Origin of the sequence: Nocardia sp. NPDC058658 (assembly GCF_042716665.1) — a bacterium.
Classification (GTDB): Bacteria; Actinomycetota; Actinomycetes; order Mycobacteriales; family Mycobacteriaceae; genus Nocardia.
The window spans coordinates 566,237-592,063 of the sequence record NZ_JBHXRR010000001.1 but is presented as its reverse complement, the minus strand read 5'-3'; the positions used below and the strand labels follow the sequence as shown (position 1 = coordinate 592,063).

27 protein-coding genes are annotated in these 25,827 nt (G+C 67.3%); 20 read left to right on the top strand and 7 right to left on the bottom strand.

The genetic code is table 11. The features are described 5' to 3' along the window. Window positions 1-76: 76 nt before the first annotated feature. Window positions 77-616 (bottom strand): hypothetical protein, encoded by a 540-nt coding sequence (locus ACFWUP_RS02885; RefSeq protein ID WP_379230121.1) that lies wholly within the window; start codon window positions 614-616, stop codon window positions 77-79. Further along, window positions 613-1,170, bottom strand: a complete 558-nt coding sequence (locus ACFWUP_RS02880) for a hypothetical protein (protein WP_379230119.1) — start codon at window positions 1,168-1,170, stop codon at window positions 613-615. The genes ACFWUP_RS02885 and ACFWUP_RS02880 overlap by 4 nt, the downstream gene beginning before the upstream one ends. A gap of 244 nt (window positions 1,171-1,414) precedes the next feature. Between ACFWUP_RS02880 and ACFWUP_RS02875 the strand changes: the two genes are divergently transcribed. The 6 genes from ACFWUP_RS02875 (at window position 1,415) to ACFWUP_RS02850 (ending at window position 6,041) form a co-directional block, all read left to right on the top strand. Further along, the gene (locus ACFWUP_RS02875) at window positions 1,415-1,549 is read left to right on the top strand and encodes a hypothetical protein (RefSeq protein WP_379230117.1); all 135 of its coding nucleotides are present in this window, start codon (window positions 1,415-1,417) and stop codon (window positions 1,547-1,549) included. After that, window positions 1,549-1,839 carry a hypothetical protein gene (locus ACFWUP_RS02870; protein ID WP_379230116.1) on the top strand — a complete coding sequence of 97 codons (291 nt, stop codon included), beginning with the start codon at window positions 1,549-1,551 and terminating at the stop codon, window positions 1,837-1,839. Before ACFWUP_RS02875 ends, ACFWUP_RS02870 begins: the two co-directional genes overlap by 1 nt. After that, the gene (locus ACFWUP_RS02865) at window positions 1,836-2,546 is read left to right on the top strand and encodes a DUF6745 domain-containing protein (protein ID WP_379230114.1); all 711 of its coding nucleotides are present in this window, start codon (window positions 1,836-1,838) and stop codon (window positions 2,544-2,546) included. Before ACFWUP_RS02870 ends, ACFWUP_RS02865 begins: the two co-directional genes overlap by 4 nt. Window positions 2,547-2,637: 91 nt before the next feature. Continuing rightward, window positions 2,638-4,023 carry a serine hydrolase domain-containing protein gene (locus tag ACFWUP_RS02860; RefSeq protein ID WP_379230112.1) on the top strand — a complete coding sequence of 462 codons (1,386 nt, stop codon included), beginning with the start codon at window positions 2,638-2,640 and terminating at the stop codon, window positions 4,021-4,023. Between the two features lie 279 nt (window positions 4,024-4,302). Further along, on the top strand, window positions 4,303-4,524 hold the full coding sequence (locus tag ACFWUP_RS02855; protein ID WP_379230110.1) for a hypothetical protein: 222 nt from the start codon (window positions 4,303-4,305) through the stop codon (window positions 4,522-4,524). Between the two features lie 254 nt (window positions 4,525-4,778). Continuing rightward, window positions 4,779-6,041, top strand: a complete 1,263-nt coding sequence (locus ACFWUP_RS02850; protein WP_379230934.1) for a lipase family protein — start codon at window positions 4,779-4,781, stop codon at window positions 6,039-6,041. 3 nt (window positions 6,042-6,044) lie between these two features. Here the strand turns inward: ACFWUP_RS02850 and ACFWUP_RS02845 are convergent, their stop codons facing one another. Further along, window positions 6,045-6,833 (bottom strand): IclR family transcriptional regulator, encoded by a 789-nt coding sequence (locus ACFWUP_RS02845; protein ID WP_379230108.1) that lies wholly within the window; start codon window positions 6,831-6,833, stop codon window positions 6,045-6,047. 93 nt (window positions 6,834-6,926) lie between these two features. Continuing rightward, complete coding sequence (locus ACFWUP_RS02840) at window positions 6,927-7,376, bottom strand: MarR family winged helix-turn-helix transcriptional regulator (RefSeq protein ID WP_379230106.1); 450 nt, start codon at window positions 7,374-7,376, stop codon at window positions 6,927-6,929. 102 nt (window positions 7,377-7,478) lie between these two features. On the opposite strand from ACFWUP_RS02840, the gene ACFWUP_RS02835 reads away from it, so the two are divergent. Genes ACFWUP_RS02835 through ACFWUP_RS02815 form a run of 5 tightly spaced genes read left to right on the top strand, consistent with a single transcriptional unit; the run spans window position 7,479 to window position 13,430 of the window. After that, window positions 7,479-8,567 carry an NAD(P)-dependent alcohol dehydrogenase gene (locus ACFWUP_RS02835; RefSeq protein WP_379230104.1) on the top strand — a complete coding sequence of 363 codons (1,089 nt, stop codon included), beginning with the start codon at window positions 7,479-7,481 and terminating at the stop codon, window positions 8,565-8,567. Then, window positions 8,564-9,994: an aldehyde dehydrogenase family protein gene (locus ACFWUP_RS02830; RefSeq protein WP_379230102.1), complete on the top strand. Its 1,431-nt coding sequence runs from the start codon at window positions 8,564-8,566 to the stop codon at window positions 9,992-9,994. Before ACFWUP_RS02835 ends, ACFWUP_RS02830 begins: the two co-directional genes overlap by 4 nt. 21 nt (window positions 9,995-10,015) lie before the next feature. Then, window positions 10,016-11,590, top strand: coding sequence for a bifunctional 3-(3-hydroxy-phenyl)propionate/3-hydroxycinnamic acid hydroxylase (locus ACFWUP_RS02825; RefSeq protein ID WP_379230100.1), 1,575 nt, complete (start codon window positions 10,016-10,018; stop codon window positions 11,588-11,590). A 29-nt stretch (window positions 11,591-11,619) separates the two neighbouring features. Continuing rightward, window positions 11,620-12,492: a fumarylacetoacetate hydrolase family protein gene (locus ACFWUP_RS02820; RefSeq protein ID WP_379230098.1), complete on the top strand. Its 873-nt coding sequence runs from the start codon at window positions 11,620-11,622 to the stop codon at window positions 12,490-12,492. Between the two features lie 8 nt (window positions 12,493-12,500). Continuing rightward, entirely contained in the window at window positions 12,501-13,430 is a 930-nt protein-coding gene (locus ACFWUP_RS02815; RefSeq protein WP_379230096.1) for a VOC family protein, read from the top strand. 46 nt (window positions 13,431-13,476) lie between these two features. On the opposite strand, the gene ACFWUP_RS02810 is transcribed toward ACFWUP_RS02815, so the two are convergent. After that, window positions 13,477-14,838 (bottom strand): DUF3533 domain-containing protein, encoded by a 1,362-nt coding sequence (locus tag ACFWUP_RS02810; RefSeq protein ID WP_379230094.1) that lies wholly within the window; start codon window positions 14,836-14,838, stop codon window positions 13,477-13,479. A gap of 84 nt (window positions 14,839-14,922) precedes the next feature. Between ACFWUP_RS02810 and ACFWUP_RS02805 the strand changes: the two genes are divergently transcribed. From ACFWUP_RS02805 to ACFWUP_RS02765, 9 genes are all read left to right on the top strand, one after another. Beyond that, window positions 14,923-16,617, top strand: a complete 1,695-nt coding sequence (locus ACFWUP_RS02805) for a bifunctional 3-(3-hydroxy-phenyl)propionate/3-hydroxycinnamic acid hydroxylase (RefSeq protein WP_379230092.1) — start codon at window positions 14,923-14,925, stop codon at window positions 16,615-16,617. Beyond that, complete coding sequence (locus ACFWUP_RS02800) at window positions 16,610-17,536, top strand: VOC family protein (RefSeq protein WP_379230090.1); 927 nt, start codon at window positions 16,610-16,612, stop codon at window positions 17,534-17,536. The genes ACFWUP_RS02805 and ACFWUP_RS02800 overlap by 8 nt, the downstream gene beginning before the upstream one ends. 1 nt (window position 17,537) lies before the next feature. Further along, a complete protein-coding gene (locus ACFWUP_RS02795) occupies window positions 17,538-18,371 on the top strand; it encodes a fumarylacetoacetate hydrolase family protein (RefSeq protein ID WP_379230089.1) in 834 nt (277 codons plus the stop codon). After that, window positions 18,368-19,339 (top strand): TAXI family TRAP transporter solute-binding subunit, encoded by a 972-nt coding sequence (locus ACFWUP_RS02790; RefSeq protein ID WP_379230087.1) that lies wholly within the window; start codon window positions 18,368-18,370, stop codon window positions 19,337-19,339. Before ACFWUP_RS02795 ends, ACFWUP_RS02790 begins: the two co-directional genes overlap by 4 nt. Window positions 19,340-19,359: 20 nt before the next feature. Continuing rightward, window positions 19,360-20,358, top strand: a complete 999-nt coding sequence (locus ACFWUP_RS02785) for a hypothetical protein (RefSeq protein WP_379230085.1) — start codon at window positions 19,360-19,362, stop codon at window positions 20,356-20,358. Next, complete coding sequence (locus ACFWUP_RS02780; RefSeq protein WP_379230083.1) at window positions 20,355-21,452, top strand: alcohol dehydrogenase catalytic domain-containing protein; 1,098 nt, start codon at window positions 20,355-20,357, stop codon at window positions 21,450-21,452. The genes ACFWUP_RS02785 and ACFWUP_RS02780 overlap by 4 nt, the downstream gene beginning before the upstream one ends. 31 nt (window positions 21,453-21,483) lie before the next feature. After that, a complete protein-coding gene (locus ACFWUP_RS02775) occupies window positions 21,484-22,152 on the top strand; it encodes an MBL fold metallo-hydrolase (RefSeq protein ID WP_379230082.1) in 669 nt (222 codons plus the stop codon). Between the two features lie 15 nt (window positions 22,153-22,167). After that, window positions 22,168-22,866: a class II aldolase/adducin family protein gene (locus tag ACFWUP_RS02770; RefSeq protein WP_379230080.1), complete on the top strand. Its 699-nt coding sequence runs from the start codon at window positions 22,168-22,170 to the stop codon at window positions 22,864-22,866. Between the two features lie 121 nt (window positions 22,867-22,987). Further along, window positions 22,988-24,298, top strand: coding sequence for a DUF1254 domain-containing protein (locus ACFWUP_RS02765; RefSeq protein WP_379230079.1), 1,311 nt, complete (start codon window positions 22,988-22,990; stop codon window positions 24,296-24,298). A 109-nt stretch (window positions 24,299-24,407) separates the two neighbouring features. Here ACFWUP_RS02765 and ACFWUP_RS02760 read toward each other — a convergent pair whose 3' ends face one another. Next, a complete protein-coding gene (locus ACFWUP_RS02760; RefSeq protein WP_379230077.1) occupies window positions 24,408-25,202 on the bottom strand; it encodes an SAM-dependent methyltransferase in 795 nt (264 codons plus the stop codon). 94 nt (window positions 25,203-25,296) lie between these two features. Further along, a complete protein-coding gene (locus tag ACFWUP_RS02755; protein ID WP_379230076.1) occupies window positions 25,297-25,701 on the bottom strand; it encodes an HNH endonuclease in 405 nt (134 codons plus the stop codon). Window positions 25,702-25,827: the final 126 nt, after the last annotated feature.

Sequence of the window (25,827 nt, the reverse complement as noted above, 5' to 3'; positions counted from 1 at the left end):
CGATTGTCGCACGGGTGAGCGTCCGAACGCAGGCACGTAGAGCGCGGGCAAAGCGCTCTACGTGCCTGTACCGGGATCAGCTGGTGGGGGAGAGCAGTTGGTTGAAGAACGCGCGGTAGCTGCGCAGCGCGCGCCGCATCGACTCGGTGTCGGGGCTCTCCGACCATCGGCTCGCGATGATCTTCTGGCGCTCGGCGTAGGTGCTGGTGAGCTCCTGGATCAGTTCGGTGACCAGGTGATCGGCGTTGGCGACGGCGTCACGGGGATCGTCGACGAACTCGCCCTGCAGATCGCGCCAGCGTCCGCGCAGCCGGTTGAGGGACTGCTCGTCGAACAGCGGGACGATGTCTTCGTCCGTGGCGGCGGCCGGACCATGCTGCGCGGCAACCGGTTCGGGCTCCGCACCCGTCGCGTCGACGAGGTCTGGCTCGCCTGTGGTGTGGGTCGCCGCGGGCGTGGCGTAGCCGGTGGCATCGGTGTCGCGAGGGGTTCCGGTCTCGTTCACGGTGCCGGATGTCTTCGGTACCGCAGGATCGATGCCGTCGATTATCTGGTGACCGCGGTGCTTTTCGTCGGTGCGTGCATGGTTGGTGGTTCGGTCGTATTCGGTGCTCATGAGACGGTGTCCTTCGTGTGCACGGTGTGGCCGTTCGTCAGTTCGAGGAACAGCGCGCGGTAATGCACGATGGCGGTCCGCAGGTCCTCGGTGCTCGCCCGGCCGTCGGCCTGCTTGACGGCGATGTCGTGCGCGTCGCGGTAATGGCCGAGGGTCGCGGCGTGCCCGACGGAGAGGTCGGCGACCTGCTGGTCGAAACCTTCTGTGGGATAACCACGCTCGGCCATGACGGTCGTGACGAGCCGGTCGGCCTCGCGGACGGCGTCGGCGGGCTCGTCGACGAAGCGCTCCTGCACGCTCGCCCAGTCGGCGGTGAACTCGTTCTTGCGTTCGGGAGTCAGTTCGCGCAGCTCGAGCGAATCGTGCCTGCGCTCGCGTTGCAACAGTTCACGTTCGGCGGCACGGCGACCTTCGGTGTGTTCGAGCGTCCGATCGTATTCGGGTCCGAATCGGTCGCGCAGGCGCTTTCGGCGCAGGAACGGCGGAACCAGCAGCGCCGCACCGGCGAGCACGACGACGATGACGATGGCAATGATCAATATTTCGGAAATCACAAGTTCTCCTTCGATGAGCCTCGTGTTCCGGTTATGCCTCGAAAATTGATTCTCAAACGGATTGAGGCACACGGTCTGTGGTATGAAGACCGATAATCGTGTTGAGGGGAGGGCAACTCATGACGACGCTGTCGGATGCTGTCGCAGCCACCGGGGTCCGCGTGTACGACCATCTCGACCCTGCCGCGGAGGTGCCTCGCGTTTCGCGGGCGGCGGCACAGGGTGATGTCTTGGTGCTGCGGGTGTGCTCACAGTCTTCGGCGGGTCGACTGCGGTGTTGATCCATCAGGAGCACGGCGCGTTGGAGGTGCTGCCGGGCACGTATGAGGTGCGGCGCCAGCGTGAGTTCGCCGGGGTGTGGCGGACGGTGGTCGACTGATGCTCCTCGACTCGCTGACGGCCGTGCAGCGGGAACTCCTCGCCGCGGTGCGCGACGAGTGGATCGCGGTGGGGTTGTCCACCGAGCCCGCGGATCGCGAGGCCGCGGAACAAGGCGCGATCGCGGCCTACCTGGCGGGCGGGCCTGGCGCCGCCGACGGTGATCGTGTGGCTGGAATCGCCGCTGGCCGGGGCCGATCGGCCAGGACCAGGCGATCCGCCTGGCCGGTGTCCGCGACCGGATCTGGGACCAGGCGGGTCCGAGAGCGTGGGCGAAAATCCGCGCCGTGACCAAGGGCCACGCTCGGAAGCAGGTGTGGACTCAGCTCGAAGCGCGGGCTCGCGCGCTGATCGGCGAGCAGGCCACGGAGCAGGTGCTGGCGGAAATCCGGGTGGCCGTCGCCGGTGGCCTCGACGGTCCCGTCTGGCAGCAGGTCGGTTCGGCTGTCGGCGAGAAGATGCCGGGAGAATCGGTCGTGCCCTGGTGGGAGGGCGACCTCGGACCCCAGCTGGGCGATTCGCTTGCCTTCTACGACGCGGTCGACCGGCTGGGTATCGACCTGGGTGGCTTGTTCGACGATGTGGTGCGGGTGGTTCGCAACGCCGGCTGGTGGTGGCCCATGGACGGCGGGTTGATCCTCACCGAGCGGCCAACGGTGCTGAGTCGCGACGACGCCGGACGCCTGCACAACGCGACCGGGCCCGCAGTCGCCTATCGGGATGGATTCACGGTGTGGGCGTGGCACGGCACCCTCGTCCCGCAATACGCGATCACCACCGACTGGGACGTCACGGGCATCCTGTGGGAGTACAACGTCGAGGTCCGGCGGTGCGTATCCTGTTGTGCGTCAACGGTAGTGCCGACCGCGACGGTACTCGCCGGCGCTTCGGGCTCGTCGTTCCCGGGCATCATGACGACCCGGTCGCGGCGGCAGCCTCGCTCTACGACGTCCCCGTCGAGGCCTACCGGCAACTGGAAATCAGACGGTGAGCACTGAGGAGCGACGGGTGCTCGGCGGTATGTGAACCGAAACAAAAGTTGGGCCCGCTTCGCGGCCCGGGTGGTTCGGGGAATCTAGGCTCACCAGCATGGTCAAGAGTCGATGGCGCATGTCAGCCCGTGGGAATGCGGTTGTGCTGGCTGCGGGGTTGGTGTTGAGTTCGGCGGTGGTTCTGGCTCCGGCCGCGGCGGCGCAAGCCCGATGCGCTGAAGCTGCCCCCGGCGCCGCTCCTGAACGCCGCGCGCCGGCCGAGGTCGGCATGGATGACGCGGCAGTCGCTGCGGCGATCGAGTTCGGCGTCGGCGCCAAAGCGCATGCGATTCAGGTCTATCGGCACGGTTGTCTGGTCGCGGACCATTCGCCGACGGGCGATCTGCCGATGCCGCTGTTCAGTGCGAGCAAGGGCGTGACCGCCGTCGCCGTGGGCCGGGCGGTGACGCTGGGGTACTTCGGTGTCGACGACCCGATCGGCCGATTCTTTCCCGAGGCCGACGCCGAGCACGCGCGGATCACCGTGCGTCAGGTGCTCACCCAGACCACTGGCCTGCATTTCTCCTGGCCTGCCGATATCGCGACGATCGGCACCGGCACGGTGTCACGAACACTCGACTCCCCGGTCGACTTCGCACCGGGCACGACATTCCAGTACGCCCAGGCGGTCCTCTCTCTGCTGCCCGAGATCATCGAGATCACCACCGGACAGGACTACCAGGACTTCGTCCAGCGGGAATTGATGGATCCGATCGGGATCCCGCGCAATCACTGGTCCTGGCTGCGTGACCGCGACGCGGCCACCGCGGTCGCGGGTGGTCTGTCCATGCGTCCGGCCGACCTGGCCCGGATCGCCAGACTGGTATTGCAGCAAGGGGTTTGGGACGGGCGCCGGTTGATCGACGCCGGCTACGTGCGCCAGATGAGTACTCCTACCGAAGCCAACGGTGGGTACGGCTTCCTGCTGTGGCTCAACGCCGGCGACACCTTCCGTGGTACCAATGTGCCGATGCCCGTCCATTACGACCATCGGCTCTTTCCCGGGCTCCCACACGACACCGTCGCGTTCGCCGGCGCGCTCGGTCAGTTCGCGGTCGTCGTTCCGAGCCGCGACCTGGTCATCGTTCGCATGGGTGTGCCGTCGACGTTCGACCCGAACAACATCACCGGATTCCTCACCAGCACAAGCAATCCCGACAACCGGATGCTGTTCTACCGGCTCGTCGCCGCGATCAACGACCAGCCCGAACCGCTCGACGATCCGAACATCGCACCCGACCCGGTCCATCGCGTCGGCTCCACCCCGGAAGAACGCGCACTGCTGCTCGACCAGGACACCGTGCTCGCGATTCTTCTCGGCACCGGCGCCTATGCTGAGAACGCCTGCGACAGCGCGGTGTGTCATGGCAGCCCGCTGCCGGCCGACCTGTTCTCCCGGGCGGCAGATCTCGGCCGCCAGATCGCGGCGGCAACGCCTCGGTGAAAGGACGACCATCGACCTGCTCGGTGACGAGCCGATTACGCGAGCCTACGACCTCAACGCCGAGTACTGGATCTCGATCATCCGTGCGGGAAGCGACCCGTACCGAACGCAGATCACCGACCCCGCGCTGCTGGCGGCGATCGGGCCGGTCACGGGGCTCGATATCCTGGATGCCGGGCGCGGAGAGGGCAACACCCGTGCTTCTACAGCGCGCGATCCGATCGCGCCGTCTCACCCGCCGCCGGATTAGCGGTCGATGACTATTTTCGGGGACGAATCGTGGAGCAGCACTTCAACGTCGCGTCTCAGGTGTCACCGGCGGCGTCAGTACAGAAGCTCTATTCCCTCGATCAGTACATCGGCATGATCACTGCCGCCGGGTTCGTGATCACCGGGATGCGAGAACCGCGGCCGAGCACCGACCAGCTACTCGCTGACCCGCAGTGGCGTGTGCGATTCCAGCGCCCGCTGTTCCTGCTCGTCGAAGCCAGGCTCGACTGAGATTGCATCGCGAGCCAATTTCTCCTTGATCATGCTGTGAGGGAACACAATTCGTGTTCCGTGTCACCCGAAATGGGTGGGAGCTGTCTAGGGTTTGTGATGGGCAAGGTCGCCTTCGGCCGTTTGTGAGATGAGGTCTGTGGACCTGGGCTCCGATATCGCACAGCTCGATTGTCGAATCCAGGAAGACCCGTGGAAACGTGTCAGAAACTGATCATCGCGATGTCCCGCAGCTCCTCTCCCTCGACCCCTTCATGCGCTGTCCGACCGATATCGCCACCTACGCACCGGGTTCACTGATCCGGAGCAGACGTGTCGAACTGTCACTGTTCGGATCCGTTCGGCAACGGGTTCAAGCCTGGCAGTTGGCCTACCGCAGCAACGACCTTTTCGGCCGGGCGGAAGTCGCGATAACAACCGTCGTGCTCCCCGATGGGGCTGTCCCGAATCAGGACCGACCGCTGTTGTTGTTCCAGTCCGCGATCGACTCGGTGACCGAACGTTGCGCGCCGTCGTATGTGTTGCGCCACCACACGCGGGCGCCGGGTTCGATCACCCCCCTCGAATGGCCGCTGATCGCGAATGCGCTTCGTCGTGGCTGGGCGGTCGGTATCGCCGATCACGGTGGTATGAAAGGAAGTTTCGGCGCGCCACGGGAGCCGGGTTATCGCAGTTTGGACGGGGCGAGGGCCGCGCTGTCGTTCGCGCCGCTCGGGCTGGGTCCGCAAACGCCGACCGCGCTGTGGGGGTACTCGGGTGGGGGCATGGCCAGCGCGTGGGCGGCCGAGATGGCGCCGAGTTACGCCCCTGAGCTGAATCTGGTCGGTGCGGTGCTCGGCGCACCGGTAGGCGACCCCGGTGCGGTGTTCCTTCGGCTGCACGGAAGCCGATTCTCCGGTTTTCCGTTGATGGTCGTGGCGGCACTGCGTCGGCTCTACCTGGACCTCGACGCTGCCCTCGATGCCGACATCTCGTCCGAGGGACAAGCGTTGCTGGCAGCCGTCGAGAAGTTACCGCCGATCGTCGCGCTGCTGCGCATGTCGGGGCAGCGTCTCGACGACCACCTGCGACGCCCGCTCGCGGAGATTCTCGCCGAGCCGAAGGTTCGCGCGGTGCTCGACGATCTGCGGTTGGGGATGTCCGCCCCGGCCTGCCCGCTGCTGGTGATGCAGCCGGTCAATGATCAGGTGATCCATTGCGGCTGTGTGGACGATCAGGTCGAACGGTATCGGGATGCGGGCACCCACGTCACCTACGTGCGTGACCGTTTGAGTGACCACTTCACCTTGCTTCCACTGTCCACCCCGTTGAGCCTGAGCTGGTTGTCGGACCGCCTCGCCGGTGAGCCCTTGGCTGCGCCGAGTACGCGAACTGTCCTGTCGTCGAGCATCTCGGCGCCGAGCCGGCGCGGACTGATGGGGGTTGTCGGTACGGCGCTGGCGGTAGCGGCCGGGCGGCCCCTGATCGGTGCGCCGATCGCTTCGCGCGGACGTCACCAGATGGGGAAGGCAGCCTGATACTCAGGAGTCGCGTAGTTCGAGCTGGCGAGAGATGGCCGCCGCCGCGTCTTTCACCGCGGACTCGACAGCGCGTAGCTGGCTGCGGGGCACGCGGGCGGCGAGGGCGGCGACGCTGACCGCGGCGCAGACCGAACCCGCGGCATTGCGTACCGGTGCGGCCACGCCGAGGATGTGGGGGTCGAGTTCGCCCTGCGACACCGCGATTCCGGCTTTGCGGATGCGCGACAGCCGAGTGCGCAGCGCCGCGGGATCGGTGAGGGTCTTCGCGGTGAAACGTTCGAGCGGGGCCTGTTCCAGTACCGAGGTGACCTCGTCGGGGTCGGCCCAGGCCAGCAGGACTTCGGCGGCCGCGCCCGCGTTGATCGGCAGGACCTGGCCGCGCTCGTAGGACAGCCGCACCGCGTGCTGGGCTTCGACGAGATCGAGGCAGACCACCGAACGGCCGGAGCGGCGGGTCAGCAGCACCGTTTCGTCGACCTGCGCGGCCAGTTCCCGCATCACCGGTAACGCGGCGTCGGACAGCCCGAGGCCGGCGCGGGCGAGGCGGGCGAGTTGAAAGATCCTGGGCCCGAGGCGAAATCCGCCGGGGGTTTCCTCGATGAACCCGTTGCTGGACAGGCTCTGCAGGTACCGGTAGCCGGTCGAGCGGGCGACACCGAGCCCGGCGGCGACCTCGGTGCCGGTCCACACCGGCTTGTCGGCGGAGAACAGCAGCAGGATGTCGAGCGCCCGATCGGCCGTGGAGTTGCGTTCCCGGTAGGTGCTCGGTGCGGCGTTTCGTTCGGTCATGGACACACGCTAGTCGCCCGAATTTGTCCCGTAAAGCAGGATGTGTGTTCTGTTCACCAGGATTCTGAAGCTGCGGCGAGGCAGTGATGTGGGTCAGGGCTGTGAGCCGAGTGCTTCGGCGAGCGCGCGCAGGTCGGGCAGTGCCGCCGCGATGCGGGCGCGGGATTGCTCGCTCAGGGTCGCCAGCGCCTCGGAGACGCCGGCGTCGAGACGGTCGGCGAGTTCGGTGCTGGCGGCTCGCATCTTGGCGGTGGGGTGGAGCTGGATCACCCGGCCGTCGGTGGGGTCGGCGCGGCGGTCGAGGAACCCGTCCTTGGTGAGGTTCGAGACCAGTGTGCTGACGTTGTTGGGCTGCATGCGCAGCGCTTCGGCGATCTCGCGGACGGTGATGCCGGGGCGGCTGTCGACCAGTTTGAGGACCTCCACCTGGGCGAGCGGGCGTGGATTCTCGCCGCGCGGCGTTCCCTGACTCTGCCGGAGTGCTCGATGCAGCGTCCAGCTCGTTCGGGTGATGTCGGCGGGCAGGTCGTCGGTGGGGGGCACATCTCAGTTTACCTCTAGCGATAGACCATCCCTTGTTTTGATATGTCCTGCATTACAGGATGCTGCTTTTGTTACGTAGGACACACTCGTAGCGTGGCGGTCATGCCGATCGATTCCCTTGCCGCTGTCGCCCGGGCCGCGGCGCCCGATTTCTCCTGGGAGACCGTCCTCGTCGAGGACCCAGGTCCCGGCGAGGTCCTGGTCCGCCTTGTCGCCACCGGGGTCTGTCATACCGACCTGTCCGTCCTGGCGGGCCGGTTGCCGACGCCGCTGCCCGCCGTCCTCGGTCACGAAGGTGCCGGGGTGGTCGAAGCGGTCGGAGTCGGTGTCACCACCACGGCGGTGGGTGACCGTGTCGTGCTGTCGTTCGCGTCCTGCGGCGCGTGCACTCGCTGCCGGACCGGCCGTCCCACCCAGTGCCCCACCTACTTCCCGCTCAATTTCGGGGCCCGCAGGCCCGATGGGACAACGCCGCTGCGCGACCGGTCGGGGCAGCCGATCGGCGGACTGTTCTTCGGCCAGTCGTCGCTGGCGCAGTACGCGGTGGCCTCGCAGCACAGCGTCGTGCCGGTGGTGGTCGCCGACGACGACGAACTGGCGATGCTCGCCCCGATCGGCTGTGGCATCCAAACCGGTGCGGGCGCGGTGCTCAATCTCCTTCGCCCGCCGCCGGGTTCGCGGGTGGCCGTGGTCGGGGCGGGTGCGGTCGGCTTGTCGGCGGTGATGGCCGCACGGCTGTGCGGTGCGAGCGAGATCGTCGCCGTTGACCGGGTTCCCGCTCGGCTCGACCTGGCGCGCGAGCTCGGCGCCACCGCGACAACCGCCGACGCGGGCGAACTGCGCGAGTTCGACTTCATCATCGAGACGACCGGGGTGCCGAGCCTGCTCGAAGGCGCACTCGAACAGATCCGGGCGGGCGGCACCGTCGCCATTATCGGCGCACCCGCCGCGGGCACCCGTATCGCTGTCGACGTCAACGCCATGATCGACGGCCGGACCCTGCTCGGTGTCACCGAAGGCGGCAGCGACCGGATCACCTTCATCCCGGCACTGATCGAGCTCTACCGCGCCGGCCGGCTGCCGCTGGATCGTCTCGTGCGCTTCTATCCACCGACCGAACTGCAACGCGCTGTTGACGACGCGCGCTCCGGTGTCACCGTCAAACCCGTCATCCGATTCGAGGCCCCATGACACGTCCACACGCCCGCAACCTCGTCGACGGCCAGTGGCGCGACGGTCACGCCGTCGGCACCAGCCTCGACCCGGCCACCGGCCTGCCGTTGGGCACCTTCGCCGACGCGGGCGCGGTCACCGCCAGGGCCGCGATCGACGCCGCCCGCCGGGTGTTCGACACCACGACGTGGTCGCAGGACCGGCACGCTCGGGCAGCGGCGCTGTTCGCGCTCGCCGACGCGATGACCGCGCGCCGCGACGAACTGGTCGAGCTGCTGTCCCGGGAGAACGGGAAGAAGCTCGCCGATGCCGCGATGGAGGTCGACGCCACCATCCCCAAACTGCGCTACAACGCCGCGCTCGCCCTCACCGACAGCGGCCGGGCCGCGCAGCTGGCGCCGGGGATGTATTCGATGGCCCTGCCCCAGGCCATCGGTGTCGCCGCGGTGATCGTGCCGTGGAACTCGCCGATCATCCTGGCGGTGCGCTCGTTCGCGCCTGCGCTGGCCGCAGGGTGCACCGTGGCGATGAAGATGCCCGCGCAGACCGCCCTCACCAACGGGCTGCTCTACGAAATCATCGCCGAGGCGGTGCCCGCCGGTGTGGTCAACGCGTTCACCGAGTCCGGCAATACCGGTGCGCCGGTACTGGTTTCGGACCCGAACACCGATGTGATCAGCTACACCGGCTCCACCGCGGTAGGGCGCGCCATCATGGCGGCCGCGGCACCCGGGCTCAAACCGGTGTCCCTCGAACTCGGTGGCAAGTCGCCGATGATCGTGTTCGACGACGCCGACCTCGCCGCGGTCGTGCCGACGCTGACCGTCGCCATCACCACCTTCGGTGGTCAATTCTGTATGGCAGGCAGCCGAATCCTGGTGCAGCGCGGCATCGCCGACGAACTCCGTGAGTTGATGGCCGAGGCGTTGTCGGGGGTGAAGGTCGGTCCCGGCACCGATCCCGAGACCGAGATGGGCCCGCTGATCGACCGGGCCGCCGCCGAGCGCGTGGACCGGCTCGTCGAGGAGGCGGCCGGCTACGCGGAGGTGCTGGTCCGTGGCGGGCTGGTGGAGCCGACCGGTACGAGCGCCTTCCTGCGTCCCGCGCTGATCGAAGTGGCCGACGTGACGGTGCCGGTGGTGCAGGACGAGATCTTCGGCCCGGTCGCGACTTTCGAGATCTTCGATACCGAACTCGACGCGATCGAACGCGCCAACGCCACCCAATACGGGCTGGCCGCCTCGATCTGGACTCGGGATGTCGATCGCCCGATGCGGGTCGCGCGCCGGATCGACGCGGGCACCGTCTGGACCAACACCTGGGGCGTCATCCACGACCAGATGGAGGAAGGCGGCTTCAAGCACAGCGGTGTCGGCAGGCTCAACGGCCACCGCGCGATCGAGGAGTTCCAAGAGATCAAACATCTTGTCCACCAGGGCAACTGAGAACCAGGCTAGTGAGGATCAATGCGCAATCCAGATCACGACGTGGTGATCGTCGGGGCGGGACCGGTCGGGTTGGCCACCGCGCGAATGCTCGGGCTTCGCGGCCATGATGTCGTCGTCGTGGAGCGCTGGCCGCAGCCCTATCCGCTGCCGCGCGCTGTGCACTTCGATGACGAGATCGGCCGGGTCTTCGGCTCGATGGAGCTGACCCTCCAGGTCCGATCCATCTCCGATCCGGTTCCCGACCATTACGAATGGCGTAATGCGGACGGTGCGGCACTGCTGCGCATCGACTGGTCGGGACTCGGACCCAATGGCTGGCCGACCGCCAACTTCTTCTCCCAGCCGCAACTCGAACAGGTGCTGGCCGACGCTGTCGAGACGATGCCCACCGTCACGTTGATGCGAGGCGTCGAGGTCGTCACCGTCGACGAGCAAACCGGGCGGGTCGTCATCGGGGTGGCCGACACCGCCGGGCATGGCGCGCCTGCGTCGACTGTCACCCGAACGCTGAGTGCTCGCTATGTCATCGGCTGCGACGGAGCCAACAGTCTGGTGCGCGAGCGGATGGGCGCGACGATGCACGATCAGGGCTTCTTCTTCGATTGGCTGATCGTCGACACGATCCCGACCGACGACATCGTCTGGTCGCCGCAGAACTGGCAACTGTGCGATCCGGCCCGCCCGACCACGATGGTTTCCGGTGGACCGGGTCGGCGCCGCTGGGAATTCATGCGATTGCCCGGCGAGGACCCCGCCGGACTCGGCACCGTCGATCGGGCCTGGGAGTTGTTGTCGGCGTGGGGGAGGACGCCGGCCAACACTCGACTGGAACGGCACGCGATCTACACCTTCGCCGCCCGCTGGGCCGATCGCTGGCGCGACGGACGAATGCTGATCGCCGGCGATGCTGCCCACCAGATGCCACCGTTCGCCGGTCAAGGCATGTGCTCGGGACTGCGCGATGCGGCCAACCTGGCCTGGAAACTGGATCGGGTCCTGCGCCGGGTCTCGCCGCCGGACCTGCTCGACACCTACACCACTGAACGCAGCGTGCACCTGCAGCACGCGATCACGATGTCGGTGGAGCTGGGAAAGGTGATCTGTGTGCTCGATCCGGAACAGGCCGCGCAGCGCGACGCCCGCATGATCGCCGGAAACGCTGATCCCGCAGTGGTATTGCCCGTGACCGCCCGTCCCGTGCTCGGGGCGGGAGTGGTACGAGCCGACGGAGATCTCTCGGGCACGATGATCCCGCAGTTCCCCGTCGACGGCGACGCGGTTCTGCTGGATGCTGCCACCGGCTACGGCGCGCTGTTGCTCCTCGCCGCGCAACGACCAGCCGCCGACCTGCTCGACGAGCCGCTGCGCGCGTCGCTGGCCACGGCGGAGGTGACCGCGCTGTCGGTAGCGAGCGGTGGCAATCCCGACCTGGGCGATCACGACGACGCCTGGACCGCATGGCTGGCAGCCAATTCCCTTGCCGCCGTGCTGATCCGGCCTGACCACTACGTGTTCGGCACGGCCGAGTCCATCGAGGACGTGACGGCCCTGGTAGCCGACTATGTCGCCTGCCTGACCACCAGCGTCTCCTGACGCACCCATCACAGAGGAGAACAACTGTCATGCGTATTGCCAACTTCCGGGGCCGTGCCGCCATCGTTCACGGCGAGCCGGGCCGAGAGCGCGCCGTCGAGATCGCCACGGCGTCCGGCGGGCGATTCAGTGGGGACTTCGCCGAGCTGTATGCCCAGTGGGACGGCGTGCGGGAATGGGCGGCGCAGCTGTCCGCCGAGGAGATCGACGAGTACTCGGTCGCGCTGGACCGGGCCGAGCTCGGCGCTCCGTCGCCTGTGCCGCGCCAGGTCTTCGCGGTCGGTTTGAACTACCGGGCCCACGCGGCGGAATCGGGATTCGCTGTGCCCGAGCATCTTCCGCCGGTCTTCACCAAATACGTCTCCAGTTTCAGCGGCCCCGACACGACGGTGACGATCCCCGAAGGGGGAAATGTGGACTGGGAAGTCGAACTCGTGGTGGTGATCGGACAAACCCTGCGGTGCGTTGACCCGTCGCAGGTGTGGGCCGGGGTGGCGGGCTTGACCGTCGGTCAGGACATCTCGGAACGCACATCCCAACTGCGCGGTCCCGCACCGCAATTCGGTCTCGCCAAGTCCTTTCCCGGGTTCTCGCCGCAGGGTCCGTGGTTGGTGACACCGGATGAGTTCGCCGATCCCGACGATCTCGTGCTCGGGTGCTCCATCGACGGTGAAGAGGTCCAGAAGGGCCGCACCAGGGAGCTGATCTTCCCGATCCCGTCCCTGATCGCCGCCCTGTCGCAGACGGTGACGTTGTTCCCCGGCGATGTGATCTTCACCGGCACCCCGGCCGGCGTCGGTGTCGGCCGCGAACCGAAACGTTTTCTGCGGCCGGGTGAGCGTCTCGATTCCTGGATCGACGGCATCGGTGCGTTGCGGCAAACCTTCGTCGCGGCGCGGTAGGAGCTGACATGGCACTGCACGGACTCGGCAAAGTCACCATCGGAGTTCCCAACCCGGCCGAAACCATCGGCTACTACACCGATTTCGGCCTCGACCATCTCGGCGAAGGGCGATTCGCCACCCGCGACGGCGGCGAACAGCTCGAAGTGGTCCACGCCCCGCTGCGCACGTTGCTCGACCTCACCGTCGCCGCCGACGACAGCGACGACATCGCCTCGGTGGCAAGCAAACTCGCCGCGATCGGGGTGCCCAGCGCCAGCGATCCCTTGTCGGTGCGTGCCATCGAACCGGTCACCGGCACTGTGGTGCGCGTGCTGGTGCGACCGCGCATCGTCACCGAACCGGCCGTGGCGCCGACGCCGTACAACGGGCCGGGCCGCATCGACCGGTGGGGCCGGGCGCCGTTCCTGTCGCGCACCGAACCGGTCCGCCCCCGCAAGCTCGGGCACGCGGTGCTGGGGACCACCGACCTCGCCACGACCATGCGCTTCTTCGTCGACGGACTGGGTTTCCGGATCAGCGACTACATGGGCGACAAGGCCGCGTTCCTGCGCTGCTCGGTCGAACACCACAACGTGCTGGTGCTTGCCGCGCCGGTCAACTTCCTGCACCACACGAGCTGGCAGGTCGACGATGTCGACGAGGTGGGCCGGGGCGCGCAGACGATGCTCGAAGGCCATCCCGAACGCCACATCTGGGGCCTCGGCCGCCATTTCGCCGGCGCCAATTTCTTCTGGTACCTCAAGGACCCGGCGGGCAACTTCTCGGAGTACTACTCCGACATGGACACCGTGCCCGAGGGCGAACTCTGGAGCCCGGCGGTGCTCGAAGGTCTGCAAGGCCTCTACGCCTGGGGCCCACCACCCCCGCCGTCGTTCCTCGCACCCGACGATCTGGCCGCACTGATGAGCGGCGCGCACTCCACTCGCGGGGGGTGACCGGCGTTGCCGAGCCCTTCGGTGAGAGGGGCTCGGCGACAGCGGGTCACGAAGTCGGGCTGCTAGCCGCCAGGGGCTTCGCAGGGTCCTCGTGTTGGGGTACCCGGTGCAGGAACTCTTGAATGTGCGCGATGGCTCGCGGATGGATGCGGTGCAGACCGCGGCGGTCGTAGAACAGGTTGCCCAGCAGACCGAGTGCGAGGCCGGCGAACAGACCGAGCACCAGTAGGACGAGGGCGCGGCTCAGGCCCGCGTCGGCGTGGGCATCGAAGTAGATGATGGCGCGCACACCGTCGGCTACGGCCCGCATCGGTTCGAACGACCCGAGGAAGCGCCAGAACGGGGGCAGCGCCTGTTGGGGAATCGCGCCGCCCGACACCGGGATCGACCAGCCGATGAAGAAGACCATGCTCACCACGATGCCGATCGGGCCCAACAGGGTGACCACTGCGAGTGTGCCCGCCCCGATCGCGTTGATCGCGAGCAGGCTGAACAGCCACAGCAGGCCGCAGTGCGGCAGATCCAGATCGAGCACGAACACGCTCGCGGCCAGGATCGCGGTGGCCGCGGGTATCGACGCGATCGCCAACGTGAGGCATTTGGTCACGTAGGTGCCGAGGCGGGTGATCCGGCGCGGCGCCAGCATGCGCCGCTTGGGTCCGATCTCGGTCGGGCCGAAACCCAGTTCGGCATCGACGAGGCCGTTGACCACATTGGCGCCGAGGAAACCGACCATCATCAGCAGCAGCGCGTAGAAGAAGGCGGTCATACCGTTGCCGGTGCGATCGCCGAAGGGCAACGCCTGATGCTGGACGACGGTGACCGGGTCGGAGAGCAGCACCGCGTTGGCGGGGCTGACCGCGCCCGGCGCGTGGGCGAGCAGCTGTCCGGCGGCCGCCGCCGATCCGCCGCGCGCCGCCGATTCGGCGATCTTGTTGCCGATCTCGGCCGCCATGGTGCCCGCACCGGGGTTGGTCAACACCGTGATCTCGGGGCGCTGCGGGTTCGGGCCGAGCAGCGAGCCGAGCTTGGCGGAGTAGTCCTCGGGAAGCACGATCGCCGCGAACAGTTCGTTGTCCGCGATCGCCGAGGTGGCCGCTTCGACGGAGTCGAATCGCTGCCAGCTCACCGCCTCGCTCGGCTGCTGCGGCTGGTCGATGATGCCGGTCACCACTTGGTCGCCGACGTTCATCGGGCGGTCGGGGACGCCCTTGTCCAGCGAGACCACGCCGATCGGGGCGTGGTCTAGATCGGCGGCCGGGTCGGCGACGCTGCCGGTGAAGACCACCGTGATCGCGAACAACGCGGCGGACAGGACGACGCTGGGAACCAGCCAGTTCTTGGGGTGGCGGAAGTAGCTCAGCACCGCCATCGGGGGCGGCTCGTGGCCGATGGGAGTTCGGGACATTACTTAACTCTAACACTATAGGTCTAGCACTAGAGTATTGTTGGAGCCGTGGGCTGGAGCACATCCGAACACAGCGGAAATCAAATGAGTCCTGCGATACAGGACGGCACTTTTGTAATGCAGGACACCATGCAAGGGTTGGGCTATCGAGTTCGTCCCCTAGCGGGAGAAGGTGAGGTGATGGCGCCGGTGAAGTCGCCAGACGAAACCCAGGTGGTGATCTGCGGTGCCGGTCCGGTCGGACTGACGGCCGCGGCCCTGCTCGCCGCACGGGGAGTCGACGTGGTCGTGGTCGAACAGCATCACGCGACCAGCGACGAGCCCAAGGCGATCAGCATCGACGACGAGTCCCTGCGGGTGTTCCAGCGCGCGGGCATCGTCGAGCAGGTGCTGCCGATCGTGGTTCCCGGCACGGGCACCCGCTACTACGACCGCAACGGCAGGCCGCTGTTCCGGGCGCGCGGTCCTCGGCCGTTCCGGTTGGGGTATCCGTTCAAGAACCCGTTCGCTCAGCCCGATCTCGAGCGCGTCCTGGTCAAGGCCTTGGCGCAGATGCCGAATGTGTCGTTGCGATTCGGTGTGGAAGTGACCGGGTTCGACCAGTTGGCCGACTCGGTGCGAGTGCACGCGCGCACCGACAGCGGCCCGGTGGCCCTCGACGCTGCCTACGTCCTCGGCTGTGACGGCGGCCGATCGGTGACCCGGCTCAGCCAGGGCATCGAGATGACCGGCCGCAGTTACCCCGATGTGTGGTTGGTCGTCGACACCCTCGACGATCCGCACACCGAACGCTTCGCGATGCACCACGGCGATCCGGCCCGGCCGCACGTCATCGTGCCCGGTCTCGACGGCCGCTGCCGGTACGAATTCCGGCTTTTCGACGGGGAAGGCACACCCGCCGAGGCGCCGTCCTTCGAACTGATCCGCTCGTTGGTCGCGCCCTATCGTGACCTGACACCCGCGCAGATCGAACGTGCCGTGAACTACCGGTTCAACGCGGTGATCGCCGACGAGTGGATGGTCGGGCGTTCCTTCCTGCTCGGCGACGCGGCGCACATGATGCCGCCGTTCGCCGGACAGGGACTCAACTCCGGCATCCGGGACGCGGCGAACCTGACATGGAAGATCGCCGATGTGCTCGCCGGGCGGCTGTCGCCGTCGGTGCTGGCCAGCTATCAGAGTGAACGCGCGGCCCATGTCCGGGCGACGGTGCGGATGTCGGAGCGCCTGGGGCGGGTCGTGATGAGCACGTCGGCGCGCTTCGCCGAGCGCCGCGACGCGGCCATCGAGCGCGCACTCGGCACCGAGGAGGGCCGCGCCTATCTCGAGGAGATGCGGTACCGGCCGACGCAGCGCTTCACCGAAGGTGTTGTCCTCGATGTCGATCGACATGCCGGCGTCGGCGTCGCGCTGGGGCAACCCCTGGTCTTCGACACCGCCGACCACAGTGTCGCCCGGCTCGACGACGTTCTCGGCGCGGACTGGGCGCTGATCGGCGTCGATGTCGACGAGCGGGACTGGGCAGCGGTCGAGCCGGTAGTTCGTCAGCTCGCGACAACCACGGCGCTGCTCGCGCTGGGGGAGTACCTCCCGCGGACCCGACGCCGGGTCCTGATCGATGTCGACGGTGCCGCTGCCCGCGAATTCGGACTCTATGCCGGGCAATTCGTGCTTCTCCGACCCGACCGGGTGGTCGCCGCCGCCTGGCATCCCGACCGGTCCACCGACACGGTCACCGCCATCTCGACCTGGACAGAAAGGGCTTCGATCCATGGATAGACCACAGCGAATCGTCTTGCAGGAACGCGAGGCGGCAGGCACCCTGACCCGGACCACCGTGTCCCACATCGGTTTTCGCGTGCCCGATGTCGCGGCGTCGGCGGCGTTCTACGGCCGGGTGCTCGGCTTGCAGGTGCACGAACAGCTGACCGGCGGACTCCGTCTCGGCTGGGGGACCGGACACCACGTCATCGATCTCCTCGAAGGCGAAAAGGGGCTGGACCACTACGGTTTCGAGGTCCGTGACTTCGACGGCGTCGACGGCATCGCGAAACGGCTGACCGCCGCCGGGCACACCGTCTCGCCACTTGACCCGGCCTATCTCGACGCCGGACTCGGCGACGCCACCGGCATCCTGGCCACCGACCCCCACGGCACCCCCGTCCACTTCCACACCGCGGTCGCCCGCGAAGGCGAGAACGCCGCCGACACCGGTCGCAGGCCGATCAAATACCAGCACATCACCCTGGCCACCGACGACGTGGTGCCGATGGTGGAGTTCTTCGTCGACACCGTCGGATTCCGCATCTCCGATCAGCTCGAGGACGGCCGATTCGCCTGGCTGCGCAGCGACCGCGACCACCACACCCTGGCCGTGGTCAACGTCGGCGCGGGCGGCGACATCGACCACTACTCCTTCGACCTGGCCGAATGGGCGGATTTCAAGGCGTGGTGTGACCGGCTGACCGACGAGAACGTCGATGTCACCTGGGGGCCCGGTCGACACGGCCCCGGCAACAACCTGTTCGTCTTCTTCGACGACCCGGCGGGTAACCACATCGAACTGTCCGCCGAGATGGAGAAGTTCCACGACGACCGCGCGACCTATGTGCCGCGCCGGTGGAAGCCGATCCCGAATTCCGTGAACCTGTGGGGCGGCCAGCTCGCCTCCTGGCGCAAGACCAGCGAAGGACACTGACATGGCGTACATGACCTACGAACATCGCGGCGCGCGCCGCGTCGGCGAAGTGCAGGGTTCGGCGCTGGTTCCGTTGCGCGGACTCACCGAAGTCGGCTCCGCGACCACCGCGGAAGTGCTGGCCGAGGCCGAGCGTGACACCGGTGGCCGCGTCGAGATCGATGCGGTGCGGCTGCTGCCGGTGGTGCCCAACCCGTCGAAGGTGTTCTGCGTCGGGCTGAACTATCGCGAGCACGTGACCGAGACCAAACGCGAACTGCCGACCTATCCGGTGCTGTTCCCCAAATTCGCCGACAGTCTCATCGGCGCCTACGACGACATCGTGCTGCCGCCGGAGTCGACCCAGGTGGACTACGAAGGTGAACTGGCGGTCGTCATCGGCAGAACCGGTCGTCGCATCGCCGAAGCCGACGCGGCCGAGCACGTTCTCGGCTACACCACGGCCAACGACATCACCATGCGCGACTTCCAGTACAAGACCCACCAGTGGATGCAGGGCAAAGCGTGGCAGGCGAGCACGCCACTGGGCCCCGCGTTGGTGACGCCGGCCGAGGTCGACCTGTCGAGCGCGGGTATCCGCACCGTGCTCAACGGCGAAAAGGTCCAGGAGTCGGACCTGTCGATGCTGATCTTCTCCATCCCCCGGCTGATCGCCGAGATCTCGACCTTCACCACCCTCACCCCCGGCGACGTGATCCTGACCGGCACCCCCGGCGGCGTCGGCTATCGCCGCGACCCGCAGTTGTTCCTGCGCGACGGTGACCAGGTCAGTGTCGAGATCGACGGTGTCGGATCGGTCCGCAATCTGGTTCGCGGCGAGGTGATTCCGGCATGAGTGCTCGCCCCACCGAACCCCGGATCGACCGATCGCTGCGACTGCAACTCCAAGGTGATTGGGGCACAGCCAATCTGCACCGGGTGTGCGGCTGGATCTCGCAGGAACTCACCGACCGGGCAGGCCCACACACGCGGGTCGGCATCTGGAACGGCCGCGGATTCTCCGACAACGTGCGCGCGGTAGGGCGCGGTGAAGTCGATATCGCCCTGACCACCCCCGCCGCGTTCACCAGGGTCGCACTCGACGGCCGCGGCACCTACCGCGACGAGCACTATCCCGATCTGCGCGCGCTCGGTGTTGTGCCCCAACGGGATCGGCTGGTCTTCGCCGTCCACGGCGATCTCGGGGTCAGCACGTTCGCCGAGCTGCGCGAGCTGAAACCGGTGCTGCGGGTGGCGACGTCGGTCAATGACGGGGTCAATGCCGTCGGCCTCGCCGCGCACGAACTGCTCGCCAGGTCCGGCGTTGACGTCGAAGGCTGGGGCGGGCAGTTCCTCGGCGACGAACGGCCCTTCGAGTCGCTCGATCACGTCCTCGCCGGGCGCGCCAACGCCATCGTGCACGAGGCGGTGATGTTGCCGCACTGGCAGCAGTTCGGCGCCGACTACCGCTTCCTCGAAGTCGAACCCGAGGTGCTCGCCTCCTTCGACCGGGACTTCGGGTGGCCCGCCGCCACGGTCGCCGACGGATTCTTCCCCGGCCGCAGCGCCTTCCAGACCTTGGACTTCTCCGATTTCCTCGTCGTGGCCCGCGCGGACATGGCCGAGGACCTCGCCTATGCCGTGGCCTGGATTCTGGGGGAGACCCGCCACCTCCTCGAGGCGCAGTACCAGCACCTGCCGCCAGAGCGCAGCCCCGTTACCTACCCCCTGGACCCGCCGACCATGGGGATCACCCCGATTCCCCTGCACCCCGGCGCGGCGGCCTACTACCAGGCACTGCCTGTCGCCGAATTCGCTTCCTGACGAGACAAAGAGGTCTCCGCATGAGTGTTGTCATCGAAGACGTCGTCACCATGACGTCCGAGGTTCCCCTGCGCAGCATCCGCCGCGACGAACGGGACCTGCTGGCCCCGCCACACGCGGGCAAGCTGCCGATGAAACTGTGGCGCGATCATCCGCCACTGACGGTCGTCCACTTCCCCCAGCAGTACCAGGCGCGGCCGTTCGCGCCACCGCGCGGGGTCTACGAGAACGACCAGATCCGCATCGAATGGCAGACGATGGACAATCGCCAGCCCTTCTACCACCGCAATTGCGACGTCGACGAGATCTCCTACCAGATCGATGGCGAACGCACCCTGATGACCGAACTCGGCACCATCGAACACCGGCCCGGCGAGTTCTCCCGCATTCCCCGCGGGGTCGCGCACGACAACTACGGACGCACCGAAAGCCATCTGCTGTTCTACATTCCGGCCCCGGTCACCGAAACCGGCAGTGCCGTGCGCACTTCGGCGGCCGTGCTGCCACCGTTTCCCGGCTGGCAGCCAGGACAGCTCAACGAGGCCGTCACCCAGTGCATGGGATCACTTGGCCACGACATCGCCGTGTTCCCCATCGACGAGCACGCGCTCCTGGATCGAGTCAACGACGAACACGACCGGATGTCGGTCTTCGCTGTCGGGCCCGGGTCGAATCCGCTGTTCGCGACGGACCGATTCAGGCTGGGCACAGAGACTTTCACGACCGAACGCGATGACGTGCGGCGCTACACCCGCACCCTCGACGCCGACGAGATCCAGTACCAGATCAGCGGCGTCCGCACCCTGGTGACCCAACGCGGGATCGTCGAACTCGGTCCGGGCGACTTCGTGCGGATCCCGCTCGGCATCGCCCACACCAGCGTCGGCCAGGAAGACGGTGCCTATCTCAGCCTGCTCTCCCATCTCGCCCTGCCCCAGGTCGCCGAGAACTCCCGCACCGCACAGCCCTGCACACCCGAACACCTCGATGCCCTCGCCGGGGAAAGTAGCTCGCGATGACCATGCTCGCCGCCCGTGCCAACCAAGGCTCACACACCCTGACCCTCGAACAGATCCCGATTCCCCAGCCAGGACCACTCGACGTGGTGGTGAAGGTCGTCTCGGCCGGGCTGGCGCCGGGCATGATGGCACTGCTGAGAATGGGTGCGTTCAAACACCTTCCGACAACTCTCGGACACGAAGCCGCGGGCACCGTCGCCGCGGTGGGGGAGCAGGTCACCGACGTCACGGTCGGTGATCGCGTACGGGTACACCCCAACCTCAACTGCCGCACCTGCGACTACTGCCGCACCGACCGCGACATGATGTGCCCACAACAGGCGATGATCGGGCACGCGGGCTTCGGCGCGGTGCCGATGCCGCTCTACGAGCGTTACCACGACGGTGGCCTCGCCGAATACATCCGGGTGCCGCACTGGCTGATCGACCAGCTCCCCGGCAATGTCAGCTTCGACGTGGCCGCCAAGGTGCACGATCTGGCCAATGTCGTGCGGATCCTGAAGTGCGCGCAGTTGCCGCTGGGCTCGACCGTTGTCACCACCGCCGCCACCGGGACGATGGGCACGGCGACGATCAAACTGGCCGAGCATTTCGGCATCGCCCGGTTGTTGCTGGTCGGGCGCTCGGCCGAACGGCTCGCCGCGGTGACGCCGCTGGCGGGCAAGGTCGAGGTCGAAACCGTCGCCCTCGACGAGTTGCCGCCCGACTGGGAGAGCACCGGCGGCCTCACCCGTCGGCTGCGCGAACTGGCACCGGCCGGTGTGCACGCCGTCGCCGACTACATCCCGGCGGGCGCGGCCACCGGTCAAGCGATGGCGGCGCTGCGCACCGGCGGCACCCTCGCCCACATGGGCGGCAACACCACGCCGTTGTCCCTGCCGCCACTGGCCTTGATGGTGAACTGCTGGCGCTTCGTCGGCACCCGCGCCTGCACCCGGTCCGATGCCGAACAGGTCCTCGCGCTGCTCGGTTCCGGCGCGCTGAACGTGGACGACCTGATCACCCAGCGCTTCCCCCTCTCCGATGCCGACACCGCGGTCGAGGCGATGGTGAACCGCAAAGAGCCGATGTGGATGACCGTGGTCAACCCCTGAACGTCGCGCTCCGAACGAAAGGCGAAAAGCTGTGAACATCACCCACTTCGGGCACGCTTGCGTTCTCGTCGAGATCCCGAACGCGGGCACCTCGACGCGAATCCTGTTCGACCCCGGTACCTACTCGCAGGGTTTCGAGGACCTGACCGACCTCGACCTGATCCTCATCACCCACGCCCACCCCGACCACCTCGACGCTCCCCGGCTCGCGGCGCTGATGGCAGCCAACCCCGCCGCCGAGTTGATCGTCGGCGAGGGCACCCTCGCGGCACTGGACGACCCCGACTTTCCCGAACACATGCGCAAGCCCGCGCACGTGGTGCGGCCGCGCCAGAAGCTGACAGTGCTCGGTCACGACATCGTGGTCACCGGTGGTGAGCACGCCTGCATCCATTCGGCCTTGCCCACCTCGGAGAACGTCGGCTATCTGGTCGATGACGTCGTCTTCCACCCTGGCGACGCCTTCGACGAGATCGGTGTCGCGGTCGATGTGCTGTTGCTGCCGATCGGCGGGCCGTGGATGAAGATCGGCGAGGGCATCGACTATCTGCGGTCGATCGCCCCGCGCGTGGTGGTGCCGATTCACCAGGCAGGTCTGGCGCCCGCGCACCAGAACATGCACTGCCAGCTGCTGAAGAATCTCGCGCCCGAGACCACCGAAGTACTGGTACTCGACCCTGCCGTCGCCCACTCCCTCTGATCGCCAGGAGACACCGTGACCGACCCACGAACCCACGTCGTGCAGGCGAGCCGCGCACTGGCGGTCGCCGGGTTGGGCGACATGGTGTGGGGACACGCCTCGGTCCGCGATCCCGAGGGCCGTGGCGTGTGGATGAAGGCATCCGGGTGGGGATTCGAGGAAATCGATGACGACAAGGTCGTCCTCGTCTCACCCGAGGGCACCGTTCTCGACGGAACAGGCCGACGCCACCTCGAATACCCCATCCACACCGCGATCATGGCGGCCCGACCCGACGTCGGCAGCGTCGTGCACACCCACGCACCGGCGCTGGCGGCTTTCGCCTCGCTGAACTGCGAAATCCGCCCGATCTCCCACGACGGGGTGCTGTTCGCCTACTCGCGGCTACCGCGTTTCACCGAAACCGGTGCCCTGATCGACACCGCCACCCTCGGCGCCGCGTTGGCCACCACCCTCGGCGACAACGACGCGGTCCTCATTCCGAACCACGGCGCGGTCACCGTCGGCCCCGACGCGGCGACGGCTGTCATGTATTCCGTACTGCTGGAACGGGCGTGCCACACCCAGCTCATGACCCTGTCGGCGGGCGGCCCGAAGACCTGGTCCAGCGAGTCCGAGACCGAATTCAAGCGCGACCAGGTCTGGAACCCCACACAAATCCGGGCCGGCTACGACTACCTGCTCCGCGTTCGGTACGGAGGCGCGTGCGATTGACAGCACGCCGTCGATTCGGAACCGCGCAATTCATCCCCTGCGGGTGATGTCTCGCACGGCGTCGGCACCGACGATGGATGCGGCCGACCCCACCGGGACCATGATCTGCAACGGAGGCGTGATGAGCGTGTTGTCCAGCGATCTGAAAACCTTGAGCTACGAGGCGTATGTCTACCTCTACTCACTGGTCACCATGGATGTCACTCGTCGGCAGCAGACGAACTCACCGGCCGGGAAGACCCCGGGTTTCGGACCGCCGAACCAGTTCCATCACATGTACGAATTGCCTGATGTCGATTTCCGCGCGGTCGTGCGCCCGAACTTCGACACGCTGTACTCGTCGGCATGGCTGGATCTCACCGAGGGGCCGGTCCAGATCCACATTCCCGACAGCCACGGCCGGTACTACATGATGCCGATGCTCGACGCCTGGACGGACGCCTTCGCCACCCCCGGCAAGCGGACGACCGGCACCGAGGCCCAGGATTATGTCGTCGTCGGGCCGAGCTATAGCGGAGAGCTACCCGCGGGCATCCCGGTGATCCAGGCGCCGACCCCGATCGTGTGGGTGATCGGGCGAACCCAGGCGAATGGCCCCGACGACTACGCATCGGTCAACGAGTTCCAGAACGGACTGCGGATCACCGCACTCGGTGACCGGACGCCGTTCACCGCCGATCCGGCCCTGGTCAGCGAGATCGAACCGCTCCGCCAAGTCAACGAGATGCCCGCGACGGAGTTCTTCGGCCACGCCGCCAACGTCTTGAAGACGATCCCCGCGCACGCGACGGACTTCTCCGTTCTCGCCCGCATCTCGCTGCTCGGTATCGTTGTCGGTCAGGATTTCGACGCGAAGCGGTTCTCCACCGCCGACCTCGCCGAGATCGACGCAGGCGTCAGCGCCGCGCGCGCCGACCTGCTCGCCGCGCGAACCACGATGATCCCGCCCATCGACGGCTGGATGAGCATCCTGTACACCATCGGCGTCTACGGCAACGACTACTTCCGCCGGTCGGCGGTCACCCTGATCGGCCTCGGCGCCAACCCCGCCGAGGACGCGATCTACCCGCTGCTGGTTCGCGACGCCGCGGGCAACCCCCTCGTCGGCGACGACAACTACGTACTCCACTTCGACGCCGACAAGCTACCGCCGGTCGCGGCATTCTGGTCGGTCACCATGTACGACCTCGAGGGCTTCCAGATCGCCAACGAACTGGACCGCTACGCCCTCGGCGACCGCGATCCGCTGAACTACAACGCCGACGGATCGCTCGACATCTACATCTCACACAAGAACCCCGGCCCCGACCGCGTAGCGAACTGGCTCCCCGCGCCGAGTGCCCCGATGGGCATCACCCTGCGCCTCTACGCGCCCGACGCCGCAGCCCTCGACGGAACCTGGACCCCGCCGCCGGTCCACAGAGCGTCCTGACAAGTCACGCTATCGGTGCATCCGCTCAGTCACCGGTCCACTCCGAAACCGGCGGAAAAATTGCGCACGTACCCGGCCGCCCTGAGTATTCGGGGCGGCCGGGTTTTGCTCATGGCTTGCGGGCGATCGCTCCGACCATGAGGCGTTCGGGAAGGGTGAGTTTGTCGCGGACGATCCGGTCCGGACGCCACCGCGGCAGGTAGACCAGGCCGGGTTCGACCATTTCCAGGCCGGCGAAGAACTCGCTGAGCTCGTCGGTGGTGCGGAAGCGTCCGGTGCCGAGGAAAGTCAGGAAGGTCTTCTCGAGTTCGCGGGCCTCGTCGCCGGAATCGCAGAAGTGGGTGATGAACACATAACTGCCCGACGGCACCGCGTCCAGGTAGGCCTTGACGATGCCCGCGGGATCCTCGTCATCGTGCAGGTGGTGCAGCATTCCGACGAGCATGATCGCGACCGGCTCCGAGAAGTCGATCATCTCCCGTACTTCGGCCAGTTCGAGCACCGTGCTCGAATCGCGTAGGTCGGCGGTGACGACCCGGGTGTTGTCGTTGGTGGCGAGCAGCGCCCGCCCGTGTGCCAGCACAATCGGGTCGATATCGACATAGACCACCCGGGCCGCCGGGTCGACACTCTGGGCGACCTGGTGGGTGTTCTCCATGGTCGGCAGGCCTGCGCCGAGATCGAGGAACTGCCGGATCCCCGCCTCTTCGGCGAGATATCGCACGCCTCTGCCGAGAACAGCCCGGTTCAGCCAGGCCAGTTCGCCGATCTGCGGCAATGTCGCGCGCAGGTGGTCGGCCACCGCGCGGTCTGCCTGGTAGTTGTCCTTGCCGCCGAGTACCGCGTCATAGGCACGCGCGATGCTCGGTGTGTTCACGTCGAACGCGTCGATTTGCTCCGCCACGGGAGTCCCCTCCTCCATGCCCGGTCCACTCGAACCGAGCCACCCCCAGCGTAGGACTCGGGCGGGTGTCGCGCCTGTCGAATAGTGCTGTATCTCAATCGAATTCAGGACGGGCGGCGTCGGAAGACTCCGCGCTGGGCGGCTGCTGCTGAGCGAACCGGGTGGTGAGTTCGGTCGCTATCTCGTAGTGGCGCACGAGGAACGAGCGTTCGTCGAGCTTCTTGCGGCGCAGCCAGCTGGTCACCTCGGCGTTGCACTTGCTGGCGTTGCACGACCCGCACGCGGGGACCACGTTGCCGAGTGTGTAGCGGCCGCCGCGGGAGATGGCCTGGACGCAGTCCTTTTGCAGGGAAGGGGCGGGTGCGCCGCAGTAGGCGCAGCCGCCCCATGACGTTTTGAGCGCGTCCCATTGGGAGTCGGTGAGGTCGTGGGTGGCGTTGGCCATGCGCTTCTTGCGTTTGCGCGCGGCGCGGACTTGTCTACTACCGCCGGTCGGCATGAGGGGTGACATTACGCGTCGCGCGGCGGCGGGTCAGTGACGCGCCACTGCGAATTCTTCCGCTTCCTGAGATCGGAAATCGAAGACCGGGCAATGCGGCGAACCCGGTGCTCGAGGCCGTGACGA

Bases quoted from the DNA above. Each gene is read 5' to 3' on its own strand.
- ACFWUP_RS02845 (WP_379230108.1), bottom strand. From the start codon at position 6,833: ATGACCGAACGAAACGCCGCACCGAGCACCTACCGGGAACGCAACTCC.
- ACFWUP_RS02850 (WP_379230934.1), top strand. From the start codon at position 4,779: ATGCGCTGTCCGACCGATATCGCCACCTACGCACCGGGTTCACTGATC.
- ACFWUP_RS02780 (WP_379230083.1), top strand. From the start codon at position 20,355: ATGACCATGCTCGCCGCCCGTGCCAACCAAGGCTCACACACCCTGACC.
- ACFWUP_RS02860 (WP_379230112.1), top strand. From the start codon at position 2,638: ATGGTCAAGAGTCGATGGCGCATGTCAGCCCGTGGGAATGCGGTTGTG.
- ACFWUP_RS02805 (WP_379230092.1), top strand. From the start codon at position 14,923: ATGAGTCCTGCGATACAGGACGGCACTTTTGTAATGCAGGACACCATG.
- ACFWUP_RS02820 (WP_379230098.1), top strand. From the start codon at position 11,620: ATGCGTATTGCCAACTTCCGGGGCCGTGCCGCCATCGTTCACGGCGAG.
- ACFWUP_RS02825 (WP_379230100.1), top strand. From the start codon at position 10,016: ATGCGCAATCCAGATCACGACGTGGTGATCGTCGGGGCGGGACCGGTC.
- ACFWUP_RS02785 (WP_379230085.1), top strand. From the start codon at position 19,360: ATGAGTGTTGTCATCGAAGACGTCGTCACCATGACGTCCGAGGTTCCC.
- ACFWUP_RS02870 (WP_379230116.1), top strand. From the start codon at position 1,549: ATGCTCCTCGACTCGCTGACGGCCGTGCAGCGGGAACTCCTCGCCGCG.
- ACFWUP_RS02810 (WP_379230094.1), bottom strand. From the start codon at position 14,838: ATGTCCCGAACTCCCATCGGCCACGAGCCGCCCCCGATGGCGGTGCTG.
- ACFWUP_RS02815 (WP_379230096.1), top strand. From the start codon at position 12,501: ATGGCACTGCACGGACTCGGCAAAGTCACCATCGGAGTTCCCAACCCG.
- ACFWUP_RS02755 (WP_379230076.1), bottom strand. From the start codon at position 25,701: ATGCCGACCGGCGGTAGTAGACAAGTCCGCGCCGCGCGCAAACGCAAG.
- ACFWUP_RS02765 (WP_379230079.1), top strand. From the start codon at position 22,988: ATGAGCGTGTTGTCCAGCGATCTGAAAACCTTGAGCTACGAGGCGTAT.
- ACFWUP_RS02830 (WP_379230102.1), top strand. From the start codon at position 8,564: ATGACACGTCCACACGCCCGCAACCTCGTCGACGGCCAGTGGCGCGAC.
- ACFWUP_RS02885 (WP_379230121.1), bottom strand. From the start codon at position 616: ATGAGCACCGAATACGACCGAACCACCAACCATGCACGCACCGACGAA.
- ACFWUP_RS02835 (WP_379230104.1), top strand. From the start codon at position 7,479: ATGCCGATCGATTCCCTTGCCGCTGTCGCCCGGGCCGCGGCGCCCGAT.
- ACFWUP_RS02795 (WP_379230089.1), top strand. From the start codon at position 17,538: ATGGCGTACATGACCTACGAACATCGCGGCGCGCGCCGCGTCGGCGAA.
- ACFWUP_RS02790 (WP_379230087.1), top strand. From the start codon at position 18,368: ATGAGTGCTCGCCCCACCGAACCCCGGATCGACCGATCGCTGCGACTG.
- ACFWUP_RS02800 (WP_379230090.1), top strand. From the start codon at position 16,610: ATGGATAGACCACAGCGAATCGTCTTGCAGGAACGCGAGGCGGCAGGC.